The following is a 13,974-nucleotide window of genomic DNA, read 5'->3' on the forward strand; positions in this document are numbered from 1 at the left end:
TTTTCTTTACACAAACCGTAATTAGTCGTTAAGAAGTAGACATGAAATTGAATCGAAAAGAGAACCGTAGTGGATAATGCGTCAGCTATTCGCCTAAGTGTATTTCTTGGTGTTTTTGTCTTTATGGCAGTTCTGGAAGCCTTGTTTCCAGCGCGTAATGCCGTGCTGAATAGGAAAACACGCTGGGTCGGTAACCTTTCCATGGTGGTGTTGGGGGCCCTTGTCTCTAGAGTTTTACTTCCCGCAACATTAGTTGGCGTATCGATATGGGCCCAGCAAGAGGGCGTTGGGCTGTTTAATCTAGTAACAGCTAAAACCGTCGGTACTTTGCAGTCCACTGAACAAATAAATAATACCCAATACGGCAACGCTCTGGTTGTCGGTATAGTGGTAATAAGTGTACTGCTGCTGGATATGCTTATTTACTGGCAGCATCGATTGTTTCACACGATGCCTTTTTTATGGCGTTTTCACAAAATGCATCATGCCGACAGCCATGTCGACACCACTACAGGGCTTAGGTTTCATCCCGTTGAAATTGCTATTAGTCTGGGCGTTAAAGCTTTGGCAGTGGCAATACTAGGCATACCAGCCATAGCTGTTGTTATTTTTGAAGTGGCACTTAACGGGTTTGCGCTATTTAACCACGCTAACATTCGATTACCTCAAAAGTGGGATGACAGAGTGGGACTGGTACTTATTACCCAACGCTTGCATCGCATACATCATAGCCAAGCTAAAAGAGAATCAAACTCTAATTATGGTTTCAGCGTATCTTGGTGGGACAGGCTTTTTAAAAGCTTTACCCCCAGAGCTAAGCAAAGCGACGAAACACTTTCGATTGGCCAGCGGGATGTGCCTGCGATAAAAGAGAACGCTTCAATTCGTGCCTTGCTATTGCAGCCTTTTAAAGAAACTGAGTAGCAACGAGCATTGCTACGCTCTGTTAAATCATTGCTAGTGCCTTATACACTAAATACCCTGTGCCTAATTGAAGTAGCATACCAACGATCAACAATGCACCATCACGGTTTGTTATTCCAAGCGCGGTAACACATAAAGCAAAAGCGGGCATTGCTACAGCAAAAGGCAGTACTTCAAGAGGTATCATACAAACCGCAGCAATAGCACAGTAAGCTGCAATAATGTTTTTGGACGGAGATCGAGAAAGGTAGGAAAGTCTGGGTCTTACTAGTTTTTCAGCTTTCTGGGCGTAAGGCTTGGCTTTTTCAACTGCGCTGTCGAGCTGTTCGGAAGATACTTCTCTATCCTTTATAAATTTGGGAAGCCAAGGGCTGGTTTTTCCCCAAGCAACTTGTGTGCATATAAAAAATAGTGTTATTCCGCATAATGTGGGTACACCAGGAATTGCCCCGGTTGGCAGCAACGCAATGAGAGCCGGTATTAACAAAAGTGGCCCAAAGCCTCGGTCCTCGAACCGCTCAATTACTTTACCAAGTGACGTGGTGTCATCACCTTCGACTTGCATGTCATCCAATAATTCAACAATAGAACTGCCCATATTCGCCAACTAATTCCAATTTAGTGATTGCTTAACTATCACTACGTCATTAACTTAAATAAGTTTAATATTCTAAGAAGGCTTCACATGAGATGTTAACGTTAAGTTCACTTGTTCAAAAACTGCTGCTACATTTATTGAGTGGGTTTTCGCGAGAGATAAATTGAATTCGACAGATATACTTTCAATTCTAAGTCAGATGCCGTCTAGCATTTTATTTAAATGCCCTGAGAAAGACACTGTTTATATGAGCAAGGGCTTTGAACGAGACTTTGGAATGATGCGTGCGGCGTCGGTGAACGCCAATTCATTTGTGTTTTTCGACCCCGAAACGAAAGCGCCAATTCCCTTATGTAATTCGCCATTCACTCTTGCAGAGAAAGGGGAGACCGTTGCGCAGCATTTTAGGCTTCAAACCGATTCTCGAGCGATGAATTGCTTTGTCGAGAGCGGAGTTGTATCCACTCCTCAAGGTGATTGGGTGGTTTTGCAGATTATAACTAATTTCACGGCGATGTTTAATGAGAATAATAAAAACTCTGCGGTGAGCAAACACATAGCGTTTAATCAGCTCCTCACTAATTTTTCATCCAAACTCATCACAGCAAGTGTTAATGAGCTCGACAGCATTATAGATCAAGCTTTAGCTGCATTGGGTGCGTTCTGCGACGTAGACAGGTGCTATATATTTGAATTCAGCGATGAAGCTGAATGCATGTCAAACACCCACGAATGGGTCGCTGCGGGCGTTACGCCCTTTATTGATGATCTTCAGAACATGCCAACCAATTCGCTACCATTTTTTAAACAGCACATTTTTAACGGTATTTTTCAAGTCGATAATGTAGAAACGCTGCCCGAAGAGGCGGCCGCAGAAAAGACTGTATTTGATGAGCAAAGAATTTTCTCGATTTTGTGTGTTCGTATTATGGTAGACGACATCATATACGGTTTCATTGGCTGTGATATTATTGGTAGCCCTTATTCATGGAGCGCATTTGATATTGAATATTTGCGTCGAATAGGAGAGATGCTTGGTAACACATTACAAAGCCTACACAACAGAAAAGCGCTTCAAAAGGCACAAGCTGAACTACTAGAAGCTAACAAGCAACTCGAACGCTTAGCGAATATTGATGGTTTAACAGGAATTGCGAATAGAAGGTTATTTGACAGTACGCTGCTTCGAAATTTGGAACGCTGTAATGAACAAGGCTTAACGCTAAGCTTACTTCTGATCGACGTGGATTTATTCAAGCAGTTTAATGATGCCTATGGTCACATAGCTGGCGATGCAGCATTACAAAAAATTGCGGAAACCTTAACTAATAGTTGCCTAGGCAGCGATGATCTAGTCACCCGCTATGGTGGTGAAGAGTTTGCAGTGATATTACCCAATACTCGGCTTGATGAACTCCACGCTATTGCTTCACGGATTATTCGTAACGTGAAATTTTTGGATATTCAACATAAGGCGTCGGACCACGACAGTAAACTCACGGTTAGTATTGGTATGGCGTGCTGGGACCCATGTTCACCGAGACGAAATAGTGTATCTTAAAGTAATGAGAAGGCTTTGTGGCTAGTACGTCAAGCCGACGAGGCTCTGTATCGAGCCAAAGCGTCTGGGAGAAACTGCGCTAAACTTGAATCCTTATAAACGTCAAACTCCGACGTTTTAATTCACGCTTTTGTTTAGCACAGTCCGGCTTCAAAACACTGACCCGCGTAAATGACGGTGGCGAGTTTGAACCTATCGTATTAGAATTTGTTTTTTCCAACTGTCAGAACCATCTTACCAATATGGCTTTTCTTCTCGAATTGTTGCTGCGCCTTACAAATTTCAGCTAAGGGATAAGTGGCGGATACAAGTGGTTTGATGCTTCCGTTTTCTATGTGTTTCACTAAATTAGCAAAAACCTCGTTGTCTAGAACTGTACACCCTAAAAGGGTCAAGTCTTTTAAATAAAGGGTACGGACATCTAGCAAGACCTCGGGACCCGCAATTGCACCAGAGGTGGCGTAGCGTCCAAATGGTTTAAGGATCTCTAGAAGTTCTGGCCAGCGAGCACCAGCAACAAGGTCAATTACCACATCGACATGTTTTTGGTTTACTAAATTGGCCCAATCTCCGTCGCGAAGTACGGTTTCGTCAGCGCCTAACGCCTCTAGGGTGGCCCTTTTTTCCTCACTTGTTACCGCGACTACGTAAGCGCCCCTTGCTTTGGCTAGCTGAACTGCCGCTGAGCCGACGCCACCTGAGGCACCTGTAATGAAAACACGCTCATTAGCTTTAACATTGGCGCGATGCAATAGATTTTCGGCCGTTGAGTATGAACAAGGAAAAGACGCGAGTTCAACATCGGACATTTCCGTATCGACAGCGTGTGCATGACGGGCGGCCACTTTGGTATATTGAGCAAAACCTCCATCGCACTCAGAACCGAAGTACCAAGGCGAATTAAGTTCTTTGCTGTTGGCTTCAGTGAGACAGGGTTCAATGATTACTCTCTCACCAATACGGTTTGGATCGACATTTTTTCCTACTGCAACAATAAAACCGCAAACATCAGCACCTTGAATTAATGGCAAATTTAACGCGTTACCTCCCCATCCAGCATCCTCTGCATCATTATCGCCTTTTGAATACCAGCCTTTTCGCGTGTTTAAATCGGTATTGTTAACGCCCGCAGCGCGCACTTCAATAAGTACATCATTATCTGTCAGTGGTGGCACGGGAATATTTTCATTGTATTTAAGTGCGTCAAGATCACCGTGTTTTATTAGCTGTACGCCATACATTTCGGTGGGTAGGGTAGGCATGCTTTTCTCCTAAGATGTAAACTGATATGAAAAAATAAGACCAATTTGAAGGGCTAATTGAGCAATGTGTTCAATGAGGTTTTCGCTGCGGTGAGCGCTTCTTTTCCAAGGGTTGGCCACGCTGATGACATCCCTTCGTGCAACAAAAACACTCTGTTAGACAATGCTTTGTCTTTTAGCTTTTGAGTTAGCCATAACAACACTTCGTGCTTATGTTCATTAACCGCGGTTTCGATTTGTTGATTGCCAGGATAACTCGCTAGTGCTTGCAGAGACATACAACCTCGCGGCGCAAAGGTCGTAAGCCATAGCGACAAGCGTTCAAATATGTGATGAAGTGCATCGTTTTGAGTGGGAGGACAGTCTTCTTCTAAGAATGAAATATAGCGGCTTTGACGATAGTTAAGTGCACCAATGATCATATCTTCTTTTGACGGAAAGTATTTATAGAGGGTTTTAAGCGTTGTGCCTGTGTAGTTTTTAAGCTTAGCGACATTAGGCTCTGCAAAACCATAAAGTGCAAAGGCTTGCTCTAATTTAGAGGCTAACTCAATCTGTTTGGGCGTCATTCCTATTACCTATTCTCGATAACTTAGCTTATTAGTCTGTAGACGACTTTTCAGCGTGGATCCATTAAGAATAACGTCGATGCTACGCTGAATAAAAAATAGTAGAATATGTATTCTACCTCAAGGGTAGAATGAATGTTCTACATCGTCAACATGGTTAAGAAATTAGTATGAACTTCTAGGCGTTAGTGATATATTTCAATCACATCTACATTTGTGATTGTATTCAATCACTTTTTGAATTGTGATTATTTTTGAATTTAGTGTGTAAGCATGTCATAGTGATAAAAGATTGAATCCTTTATTGTAAACAACAAAAGATAACGGCGGGGCATAGTGCAATCGAATAAAAATACTGCGATAAACAAGGCGGCGAAGCCTTATGCTGGCGTGCTTACTGGTGACATAACCGGATCTCAGTCATTTTCTGACGAAGATTTCAGAACTATTCTCGCTGTACTAGAGCAGCACTTGTCGAATTATGCGATGCAGTATAACGGCCATTTTGATATTTATCGCGGCGACGCATTTCAGCTGGCGGTAAATCAACCCCAGTACTGTATGCATATTGCGTTAGGTTTGCGTTTAGCGTTAAAAGCTCACACGCCAAGCGTTGATGTAAGAATCAGCGTGGCGGTGGGTAAAGCGCATTTTCGGCCAAAAGAAGTGAAAACTGGCACGGGGGAAGCTTTTGTTTTATCGGGGCGGGGCCTTGATAAGATCAAATCCAATTACCTTGCGTTTTACAGCGGCAACACCGAGCTAGAAAGCAAAACTCAGTTACTTACACGCTTTGCCGATACTCATGTAAGCGGCTTAACACAAACCCAATCAGAAACCTTACTTGCCTACCTTCAAGCTGCGGATAAAAGCCACGAAAATATAGCGGCATTGCTCAATAAAAATAGAAGTAATGTAAGTCGAATTCTTAATGCAAGTAATTATAAACTAGTGGCTGAATACCTTGACTACATGGAACAGACGATCGCCACTCAAAAACAATAAGTCGAGCAACAAGACATAGCGCTATTAAAAGCAGAATAAAACAATAAGGAAGCAAAACGTGCAGTGGAAAACCTTAAAAGATTACCGCTATAACCGGAGCATTAAATGATAGCTGAAACATCAAAAGGCGCTATCGTTAACGCTACTTCTGAATTCTCGCAACCTGAGTTATTGGTGGGTTTACTACTTGCCCATTTGCTTGCCGACTTTTACTTTCAGCCTTACTCATGGGTAAAGCAAAGAAACGAGCGACACGCACTGGCGTTACCTTTGTATTTACATGCGCTGTTACATGGTGTTCTAGCCCTCATAGCACTTGCGCTTTTATCTGACAGTTACAGCATGGTTACTACAGGTACTGGTGCGCTTATAATAGCGGTTTCCCATTTTAAAATTGATGTGATTAAGTCTTATTGCTCCCAAAATACTACCGCGTTTGTCATCGATCAGTTTGCTCACGTCATAGTAATTTTGGTCGTGTTTTTATATGTCACGAATCAATGGCACAGTGCACTGGAACTGATCAAGCAGTTAGGCGCAGGTCACTTAGCCGTGATTCTTGCCTATTTAGCAGTGCTAAAACCTAGCTCAATTATTATAAAGCAACTGCTGTCCCCTTGGAGTAGTGAGGTTTTAACTAACAAAACCCCATCAGCCCATCCGAACGATACGCCTACGATAACCACAGAAGCACAACAAACCTTGTCACTTGCAGGGCAACGAATTGGCTATTTAGAGCGCGTACTTATGCTTACCTTTGTATTGTTAAATCAGTTTTCTGCCATAGGCTTTCTTATTGCGGCTAAATCTATATTTCGCTTTGGTGATCTTACTAAACACCAAGACAGAAAACTTACCGAGTATGTACTGCTCGGCACCTTCACCAGTGTGGCGATGACGTTTGCCATTGGTTTGGCATGCGCAGCGTTACTCGGGCATATGCCCATTAAATCTCAGTGATCAAAGGTTACACGATACTTAAACAGGGTTCTTAAGCAGATGATAGGTCATCGCCACATTCTTTGAGTGTTTCCACGAACATTAGGCGTGAACGAATTTGTTGTGATTGAAAATGCTGACGGAACAACGGGTATCAGAGCGCGCTTAGGCTTTAGTAAAGAAGAAGTAAAAGATATTGAGTCGTTCATCAAAAACAACACTACAGATATCGAGCCTATGCAAATGCTACAACCTTCATAGGTTTAGCTTAAATCTATTCTGCATAGAAATGGCGCAAGGCATCAAGTAATAACAAAAAGAGGCCTGTGACATACAGACCTCTTTAGTATTCACCGATGAAATTTGGTTTTTTATTTATTAAAAACGATAGTCAGCCACTCGCTTAAAGTGCCTTGATGCATTTGGTTCAGCCCACACACCAGCTTCATTTCATTCTTCTTTTCCTGTGCGGTTCTCATGAGAGCTTTTTATGTTAGGTGTAAATTGTGGTAGTGCTTCAAAGCTCTCCTGAGAAAATTCAGGGTCTTTGAATAGGTGGTAATAATAGTATTTCCGAAGCGATTTATGAAAAGCGCGTACACCATTTTCATAGCCCACCATCGCGCTTACATTAGTATCAGCAGTGCTTGATAGTAAACGTTGCGTAAGCAATGAAGGAGAAAGCAAGGCTACGTAGCTTGCAAGGGAGTCTTTTTGGAGCGTGGCGGCCTGATAAGCTTTCGAGAACTCACTGGCAGCTTGATCGCCCACTTGTTGAAACGCGTAATACCATTTCCAATTAAATGAGCTGTCTCGTTCAGGGTCAAATTCTGTGTAGTCGGCCCACTGAGGGTGAGTGGCTAAGAATGCATGCCATGTGTCTTCAACGGGCTTATCCCACGCACTATTTACCGCTTCACGTTGGGTAAGCACAATGTCGCCGCCTTCAGGTGTTTCAACCACTGCATTAATTACCGTGTGTGCGGTCACGGGCACAATAACAGTAGTCACAAGCCAAACGCCTAGCATAATAGAGGCAAGATGCGTTGCACTGAAATTTGCAAAACGTTTTGCTGCGCCAATCGCAAGAACAATGGCACTCCATAACGCAATGTTACCTATTACTATCGCGCAAACGGTTAATATAGAGAGAAAAGATGCACCGTTAATTAACCCGAATACAACAAACGGAGCAAGCGTCACAAGCGCTAAAGGAACTAAGGTGACTAATACTCGTGATGTCCATATCGCATGGGCATTGCGTGCTGTTACATTGAGTAAATCGAAGCGGCGGGCTTCCCGTTCTTTTGCTTTTAAATCGTAAAGTAGCAATATAATAAATAATGGCAGCAATATGCTGGTCACAAAGGCAAAATCGAAACGCCCTAAAAACGCAAGCTCTGGGTTATCTGTATCGCTTTCATAAATTTGCCCTTCTAATGCAAGCATGCGTATACGATGCTTCCAAGGAAATACATCTCTTTCGCCTACGGCTGCAAAAGCCAGTGGGGAAGGGGGCGCATAAGTCAGGTGAAACGCGTAATAAGCAACCATGCCTAAGTTAGACTGGTGAGTGATAACGGCTTCACGCTCTACTTGGTCTTTTTCTAATAAACGTTCAATAGTGGCTTGTTGTTCCTGCATTTCTGCATGACCTGACCACAAAGACACTGCGCTTAGAAGAAATACGACTAATAACGTAAGTTTTATTTGGCGGTGACCAAAAACAAAATTAGCTTCACGTTTAAGATCGGTAAAACGCATCATGGGTTTAACCTCCTAACAGCCGCTTTTAAAAGCAAGGCGGTAATGCACACCCAAACCAACAGTTGTAGAAAATAGATAAGCGCGTTTGAAATGCGAGTGTTTGCTGCCTCTGGCTTAAAATTAAATTCTGAAAGCAGTGCCCAATTGTCAGCACCCACAACAGCTTTATCCGCCGCCTCTTCGCTTGCATTGCGGTTCATGTCGAGTTTGTAATCCAGCTTTTCAACATGCACTTTATTTAGACCTTGCACGAATTCAAGGCGTAGAGCTTCTGCTTCTCGTAAAAAACGATGATGGGTTTCAAGGCTGGTACCCGCTAATATTGTAGAGATTGCGCGAACAGCAACAGTGGGCGATAGCCAGCCAAACTGACGTGCAATATGTGCTTGTTCTAATTCTTCACCCATTCTGTTTTCGGCAAATTCATTAAGCACTTTTGCCTGTCTACCTTCTGAGTACTGAGCAACAACACCGCGGAAATTAACAGGAAGGTCGTCTACGGAATCTACATTATATTTTGCTAATAAATCTTCTTTTAGCTTTTTAAATGCAGGGTCGTTAACGTCGTGACCGTCGCCCAAACTTCTAAGCTTTTCTTCTACTTTAAAATCCGCTTCAAGCTTGCCTATTGAGGGAGCTGCATTCGTTGCGATGCTGCTTCCCAGTCGAGGAAATAACACGCACGCAGCCATCCAAATAACAATAAGTACGGTGAAGCTAACGCTACTTTTTTCAAATAACGCTGAACAGGCCGTTACAACGGTAGCCCATAGCAAGAAGTAAACGGCGTAACTTAAGCAAAATAGCAGCACTACTAACGGACTTTCGCTTGAAAAAGCGACATATAAGCAGGCCAGAAGCAAAGGGAGTAAGAACAACCCGCTAGCTGTAATGAGCGCTAAGAGTTTTCCTGACATTAGCTGCCAGCGGGTAGTACCTTGCGACAATAACAAAGTAAGTGTTCCTGCCTCGCGCTCTCGCGATACGCTGCCGTAACCAAGAAGGATAATAAACAGTGGCGCAAGTACTAATGCAAGGAAGCTAGGTGTTAAGCTACTAAAACGCGTTAGCCCGGCCGATTGCCGCTGCTCTGCAAACATGGCGCTATTCTGTCGATGCCCTTCTAGAAAAATAGCGTTACCTGTGTAGGTGTCGACTCCAGGTTCAATTACGCTCAATGGAGTAGGGGCGCGAAAAACATAGTGACCGTAATGCACCATGCGGTGAGGGTGCTTATCAGGCTGCGCTTTAAAGCGTTCTTCTGCTTCAGTTTGAAGGTGGTCTCTAGCGTGAGCGGCTTCCTCAATGTGAAATGCGTTTACAACTAGGGCTGCAAGGGTCAGTATGGCCCCTAACAACAGTACCGTTGCGGCGACTTTAGTGCGCAGCCAATAGCGCCACTGATCTGCACATATGGTTTTTGCGACACTAAACATCATGCTTTGCGCCCTGCAAATGCTGCGTGTACCGCTTCAGTATCAATAGGCGTATCGCCAACACGCTCGAAAGAGCCGGTTAGCTTACCGTTGCTTAAAAGCACGATACGGTGAGCGACTTGGCAAGCGCCATACACGTCGTGGGTTACCATAAAAATGGTAGCGCCGTTGGCTGCTAATTCAGAAACCAACGCATTAAACTCGTCAATAGCAGCAGGGTCTAGGCCTGATGTGGGCTCATCTAAAAACAGTACTGGTGCATTACGCAACAAAGCAAGCGCAATTGCGGTTTTCTGACGCATACCCTTCGAGTAGTTCGATAACGCCTTATTCCATGAATCTTTTTGAAGAGCCACTTTTTGAAGTGCCGCAAAAATATCTTCGTCTGATTTTTCTACACCAGCTACCGAAAGAAAGTAACGGATATTTTCCAGACCAGAAAGGTGACCATAAAGCGTTACAGATTCAGGTAAATAAGCGACAGACTTTTGAACATCGTTAGGATGAGTAGTGGCGTTGTGGCCCAACACAGTAGCGCTACCACGGCTTGCTTTCATCAAACCTAAAAAGGTTTTAAGCGTAGTTGATTTACCGGCACCGTTACCGCCCAAAAGCGCGAAAACTTCACCTTTACCAACATTGAAGTTTAGATTGTCTAAAAGCGTGCGGTTTTCAACGCGCACGGTAAGCGCATCTGCGCATATTACTGAATTTGTTTGCATTGTATAACGTGCTGTAACAGGAATTTTCGAGTAATGTTATATTATAACCAATTGAATGGGAATACGTTTTACTCTTAAATGAGAGTGGAATGACCAATCAAAAAGAAAAAGCAGGGGGGGAATAAAAAGTGTTTAAAGTTTTAACGAAAAAGGCTTGCCGATTGGCAAGCCTTTGGATTTGGTGGAGCTGGCGGGAAGTGCCACCTAGTTCAGAGGTTAATAATTAACCTAGAACTTACAGTTGCTTATAGTTAAGTGCAACTCTTTTTCGATAGATATCGTGACACTTAATCGTGATAGTCAAACTTGCTTTGATACTCATTTACAAATCAACGATGACGAATACAAAAATAAGACTTTAAAAGATGTTGATTTTAATGCAGATTATGAATGTTGAACAATGGAGGTTTATAAAATGGAATTACTTACCGCAACCGAAGCTCACGAATTAATCAGAAAACCTATCCAGTCACCAGACGAATTGATGCAGACGATTTCGTCTAACATTCGTCTAGCAGCGTCTTCAGGATGTTCAGGGCTTAATGAGTCTTTTGACACCAAAATATTCCCATTAAAAACATTAGGCGCTCTAATCGATAAGCTGAGAGATGCTAAATATGTAATAGAAGCAACCCTGAGTGATGATGTTCTTGAATTAATGGTTAGTTGGTAATTTGATTAAGCAGCTTTGATTGTGGAATCTGTTAACAACAAAGCTAACTGCAACGACATTTGTTTTTAGTAAGCCTAAACGTTATCTGCGGTATAGAGGGCTTATTTATTGGAATATAAGAGTATCTCAAGTATGGATGAATATAACGAAGGGTTGGAAGAGATATCCAGCGAAGAACTAGACCTAGATTCCACGCCAGCTTCTTACGAAGTAATAACTTACCCTGCCGACTTTACGCTTGAGGGGGTAGTACAGAAGTACAAGCGGGGTAGTATGACCGTGCCTGGTTTTCAAAGGAACTACGTTTGGAACATAAAGCAAGCAAGCAGGCTGATTGAATCATTTCTGCTTGGACTACCTGTACCAGCCATCTTTTTGTTTACGGATGACGAGAGAAACGAACAACTTGTAATTGACGGCCAACAGAGACTTATGACGGTTGTTTATTTTTTTGATGGATTTTTTGGAGAGGAGGATAACAACAGTAGGCGCAAAGTTTTCAAGCTGACAGGTTTAAATGAGCGTAGCCCATATCACAATAAAACATATCGAGACCTTGAGGAAACAAACCAAGCTGCATTTAACAAACTAAATGACAGTGTTCTTAGAGCTTTCGTGATAAAGCAAATAACGCCTAACGGTAATACGAGCGTTTACCATATTTTCGAGCGGCTAAACACTGGGGGAACCCAGCTTGTCGGTCAAGAGATTCGAAACTGCGTCTATCATGGTACGTTCAACGACTTATTGTGTCAGTTGAATACGTACCCAAGCTGGAGGCGTATATTCGGAACGGATAGCCCACACAGGCGACAGAGAGATGTAGAGCTTATTCTTCGCTTTTTCGCTTTCTTTGAAAATGGAGGGGAGTATGCTCGACCAATCAAAGACTTTATGTCTGAATACATGCGATCAAACCAAAACGTTGGTGTCGAAAGAGCCAGTTACTTAAGGGCGATTTTTCAGAACACTTGTGACGTCGTTTTAGAGCAGTTAGGGGAAAAGCCTTTTCATATCTGGTCTGGTTTAAATGTGGCTGTCTTCGACTCAGTTTTTACTACCATTGCAAAAATTTTCAACAGCTTTGAAGAAGTAAGCAACGTCAGCGAGCTCGCTGAAAAGTTCGAAAGACTCAAGCTAGACGAGAATTTCATCAAAGGCGTAAGAGGAGCTACGGCGGATGAATCAATCGTGGAACTCAGAATGTCTCTGGCAAACCAATATTTGAGTTAAGTATGCTGTTTACCGTAATCGAAAATGCATTGAAAACGTGTGCCAAGCACTTAAAGGCATTGGACCCTGCAAATAATGATAATGGTGAAGTTGAATCTTATCTGGTCGGTGGTTTAGTGGTTCTAATCGTATCTGAATACGAAGACTACCTTGAGTCAGTTTTCGTTAGAAGAGCAGAGAAGTGTGGAGATGCATGCGCGATAAATTTTATAAGAAACACGTTGTCTCAAAAATTTAGAAGTCCCGATCTCTCAAAGATAACCACTACGCTCAAAAATTTTGATGTCGAACTGAACAAAGAATTCAGAAGTGATATACAAGACTCGCCCGAAATGGCGGCTTGGGACTCTTTGATGAAAGCAAGGCACGCGGTTGTCCATAAAAAGGGCTCTTTAAAATTAACATTTCGGGACCTTATGGACAACTATGAACAAACAAAGAAGGTGATAATTGCGGTTGAAAACACTTTAGGAGTTGGTAACACCACAACATAAATAAATCTTATGAGGTAGCTCTTCGCTCAATATTTTTGATTGTTTGTGCTTCGAATTGTCTACCTCGCTGTGTTGTTATTCCTAGTCGATTGAGTCTGTTGGCAATTTCTCGATATGACAACTTAGCTTGTCTCATGGGATAAATGTTTCTCCACATCTCCATTGCATAGATATCTGCATATTCTCTAGATGCTTTATTGCGAGCATTGGTTTTGTCCCTCAAGCCCCCTAAAACTGCCCCTGAAGCCTTTTTCGCTGCTAACGCTGCTTTCGTCCTCATACTAATAAAATCTCGTTCTTGCTCTGCTAGAGCGGCATAGATATGGAGTTGAAATTTATCTGCATTCGGCATTGAAGCGACCTTAAGCTTCAAAGTTTTGTCTTCCATTAAGGTTGCTACAAATGACACTTTTCTGCTTAATCTATCGAGCTTCGAAACGATTAATGTCGCGTTAAGTTGTTTAGCCCTTGTTATGGCCTCTGTGAGCGCCTGTCGCGATGAATTACTCCCGCTGACTACATCTGTGTAAGTTTCTAACAAATCGCCCTCTGAGGCGTAGTTTGAGATGAAAAGGTTGATATCTCTTTTTTGTGCTTCTAAACCTAAGCCTGAGCGACCTTGCTCCTTCGTACTTACCCTTAGGTAGGCGATGTATTTTTCGTTCAACTTAGCTCTCCATTCATGCTGTAAAAAACAACAACGGTGGTTGTGTGTTTTACAGTGTAAGCAAAATCGCTTTAAAAGGCGGGCATTTTGTTTGGTTTTGTTACTTCATTGAATTTTGCCTTTG

15 protein-coding genes are annotated in these 13,974 nt (G+C 42.7%); 8 read left to right on the forward strand and 7 right to left on the reverse strand.

Features of this window, described 5'->3' with window-relative positions; all coding sequences use genetic code 11:
* The first annotated feature begins 69 nt into the window (after window positions 1–69).
* Entirely contained in the window at window positions 70–924 is an 855-nt protein-coding gene (locus tag V7R55_RS06205) for a sterol desaturase family protein (protein ID WP_230237746.1), read from the forward strand.
* A gap of 22 nt (window positions 925–946) precedes the next feature.
* Here V7R55_RS06205 and V7R55_RS06210 read toward each other — a convergent pair whose 3' ends face one another.
* Window positions 947–1,522, reverse strand: a complete 576-nt coding sequence (locus V7R55_RS06210; RefSeq protein ID WP_334058285.1) for an exopolysaccharide biosynthesis protein — start codon at window positions 1,520–1,522, stop codon at window positions 947–949.
* 247 nt (window positions 1,523–1,769) lie between these two features.
* Here V7R55_RS06210 and V7R55_RS06215 point away from each other — a divergent pair, with 247 nt between their 5' ends.
* On the forward strand, window positions 1,770–3,083 hold the full coding sequence (locus V7R55_RS06215; protein ID WP_334058287.1) for a sensor domain-containing diguanylate cyclase: 1,314 nt from the start codon (window positions 1,770–1,772) through the stop codon (window positions 3,081–3,083).
* A 200-nt stretch (window positions 3,084–3,283) separates the two neighbouring features.
* Here the strand turns inward: V7R55_RS06215 and V7R55_RS06220 are convergent, their stop codons facing one another.
* Both V7R55_RS06220 and V7R55_RS06225 read right to left on the reverse strand, forming a co-directional pair.
* On the reverse strand, window positions 3,284–4,345 hold the full coding sequence (locus V7R55_RS06220) for an alcohol dehydrogenase family protein (protein WP_334058288.1): 1,062 nt from the start codon (window positions 4,343–4,345) through the stop codon (window positions 3,284–3,286).
* Between the two features lie 53 nt (window positions 4,346–4,398).
* Entirely contained in the window at window positions 4,399–4,914 is a 516-nt protein-coding gene (locus tag V7R55_RS06225) for a TetR/AcrR family transcriptional regulator (RefSeq protein WP_334058290.1), read from the reverse strand.
* Between the two features lie 336 nt (window positions 4,915–5,250).
* Here V7R55_RS06225 and V7R55_RS06230 point away from each other — a divergent pair, with 336 nt between their 5' ends.
* The 3 genes from V7R55_RS06230 (at window position 5,251) to V7R55_RS06240 (ending at window position 7,119) form a co-directional block, all read left to right on the forward strand.
* Complete coding sequence (locus V7R55_RS06230; protein WP_334058292.1) at window positions 5,251–5,919, forward strand: hypothetical protein; 669 nt, start codon at window positions 5,251–5,253, stop codon at window positions 5,917–5,919.
* Between the two features lie 105 nt (window positions 5,920–6,024).
* Complete coding sequence (locus tag V7R55_RS06235; RefSeq protein ID WP_334058294.1) at window positions 6,025–6,879, forward strand: DUF3307 domain-containing protein; 855 nt, start codon at window positions 6,025–6,027, stop codon at window positions 6,877–6,879.
* An 87-nt stretch (window positions 6,880–6,966) separates the two neighbouring features.
* Window positions 6,967–7,119 (forward strand): hypothetical protein, encoded by a 153-nt coding sequence (locus V7R55_RS06240; protein ID WP_334058296.1) that lies wholly within the window; start codon window positions 6,967–6,969, stop codon window positions 7,117–7,119.
* Window positions 7,120–7,308: 189 nt separating this feature from the next.
* On the opposite strand, the gene V7R55_RS06245 is transcribed toward V7R55_RS06240, so the two are convergent.
* The 3 genes from V7R55_RS06245 to V7R55_RS06255 are packed head-to-tail and all read right to left on the reverse strand — an operon-like array spanning window position 7,309 to window position 10,783.
* Window positions 7,309–8,625 (reverse strand): DUF3526 domain-containing protein, encoded by a 1,317-nt coding sequence (locus V7R55_RS06245; protein ID WP_334058297.1) that lies wholly within the window; start codon window positions 8,623–8,625, stop codon window positions 7,309–7,311.
* Window positions 8,622–10,064, reverse strand: a complete 1,443-nt coding sequence (locus V7R55_RS06250; protein ID WP_334058298.1) for an ABC transporter permease — start codon at window positions 10,062–10,064, stop codon at window positions 8,622–8,624. Before V7R55_RS06250 ends, V7R55_RS06245 begins: the two co-directional genes overlap by 4 nt.
* The gene (locus V7R55_RS06255; protein ID WP_334058300.1) at window positions 10,061–10,783 is read right to left on the reverse strand and encodes an ABC transporter ATP-binding protein; all 723 of its coding nucleotides are present in this window, start codon (window positions 10,781–10,783) and stop codon (window positions 10,061–10,063) included. The genes V7R55_RS06250 and V7R55_RS06255 overlap by 4 nt, the downstream gene beginning before the upstream one ends.
* Before the next feature lie 415 nt (window positions 10,784–11,198).
* Here V7R55_RS06255 and V7R55_RS06260 point away from each other — a divergent pair, with 415 nt between their 5' ends.
* The 3 genes from V7R55_RS06260 (at window position 11,199) to V7R55_RS06270 (ending at window position 13,183) form a co-directional block, all read left to right on the forward strand.
* Window positions 11,199–11,456 (forward strand): hypothetical protein, encoded by a 258-nt coding sequence (locus V7R55_RS06260; RefSeq protein WP_334058302.1) that lies wholly within the window; start codon window positions 11,199–11,201, stop codon window positions 11,454–11,456.
* A gap of 132 nt (window positions 11,457–11,588) precedes the next feature.
* Window positions 11,589–12,689 (forward strand): DUF262 domain-containing protein, encoded by a 1,101-nt coding sequence (locus V7R55_RS06265; protein WP_334058304.1) that lies wholly within the window; start codon window positions 11,589–11,591, stop codon window positions 12,687–12,689.
* Window positions 12,690–12,691: 2 nt separating this feature from the next.
* The gene (locus V7R55_RS06270; protein WP_334058306.1) at window positions 12,692–13,183 is read left to right on the forward strand and encodes a HEPN domain-containing protein; all 492 of its coding nucleotides are present in this window, start codon (window positions 12,692–12,694) and stop codon (window positions 13,181–13,183) included.
* A 7-nt stretch (window positions 13,184–13,190) separates the two neighbouring features.
* Here the strand turns inward: V7R55_RS06270 and V7R55_RS06275 are convergent, their stop codons facing one another.
* Window positions 13,191–13,850: a recombinase family protein gene (locus V7R55_RS06275; protein ID WP_334058308.1), complete on the reverse strand. Its 660-nt coding sequence runs from the start codon at window positions 13,848–13,850 to the stop codon at window positions 13,191–13,193.
* Window positions 13,851–13,974: the final 124 nt, after the last annotated feature.

This window comes from Alteromonas sp. S005, from assembly GCF_036864475.1.
Lineage (GTDB): Bacteria > Pseudomonadota > Gammaproteobacteria > Enterobacterales > Alteromonadaceae > Alteromonas.

Coding starts and splice junctions, on each gene's coding strand:
- V7R55_RS06210 (WP_334058285.1), bottom strand. CDS start 1,522: ATGGGCAGTTCTATTGTTGAATTATTGGATGACATGCAAGTCGAAGGT.
- V7R55_RS06215 (WP_334058287.1), top strand. CDS start 1,770: ATGAGCAAGGGCTTTGAACGAGACTTTGGAATGATGCGTGCGGCGTCG.
- V7R55_RS06220 (WP_334058288.1), bottom strand. CDS start 4,345: ATGCCTACCCTACCCACCGAAATGTATGGCGTACAGCTAATAAAACAC.
- V7R55_RS06225 (WP_334058290.1), bottom strand. CDS start 4,914: ATGACGCCCAAACAGATTGAGTTAGCCTCTAAATTAGAGCAAGCCTTT.
- V7R55_RS06235 (WP_334058294.1), top strand. CDS start 6,025: ATGATAGCTGAAACATCAAAAGGCGCTATCGTTAACGCTACTTCTGAA.
- V7R55_RS06245 (WP_334058297.1), bottom strand. CDS start 8,625: ATGATGCGTTTTACCGATCTTAAACGTGAAGCTAATTTTGTTTTTGGT.
- V7R55_RS06250 (WP_334058298.1), bottom strand. CDS start 10,064: ATGATGTTTAGTGTCGCAAAAACCATATGTGCAGATCAGTGGCGCTAT.
- V7R55_RS06255 (WP_334058300.1), bottom strand. CDS start 10,783: ATGCAAACAAATTCAGTAATATGCGCAGATGCGCTTACCGTGCGCGTT.
- V7R55_RS06260 (WP_334058302.1), top strand. CDS start 11,199: ATGGAATTACTTACCGCAACCGAAGCTCACGAATTAATCAGAAAACCT.
- V7R55_RS06265 (WP_334058304.1), top strand. CDS start 11,589: ATGGATGAATATAACGAAGGGTTGGAAGAGATATCCAGCGAAGAACTA.
- V7R55_RS06270 (WP_334058306.1), top strand. CDS start 12,692: ATGCTGTTTACCGTAATCGAAAATGCATTGAAAACGTGTGCCAAGCAC.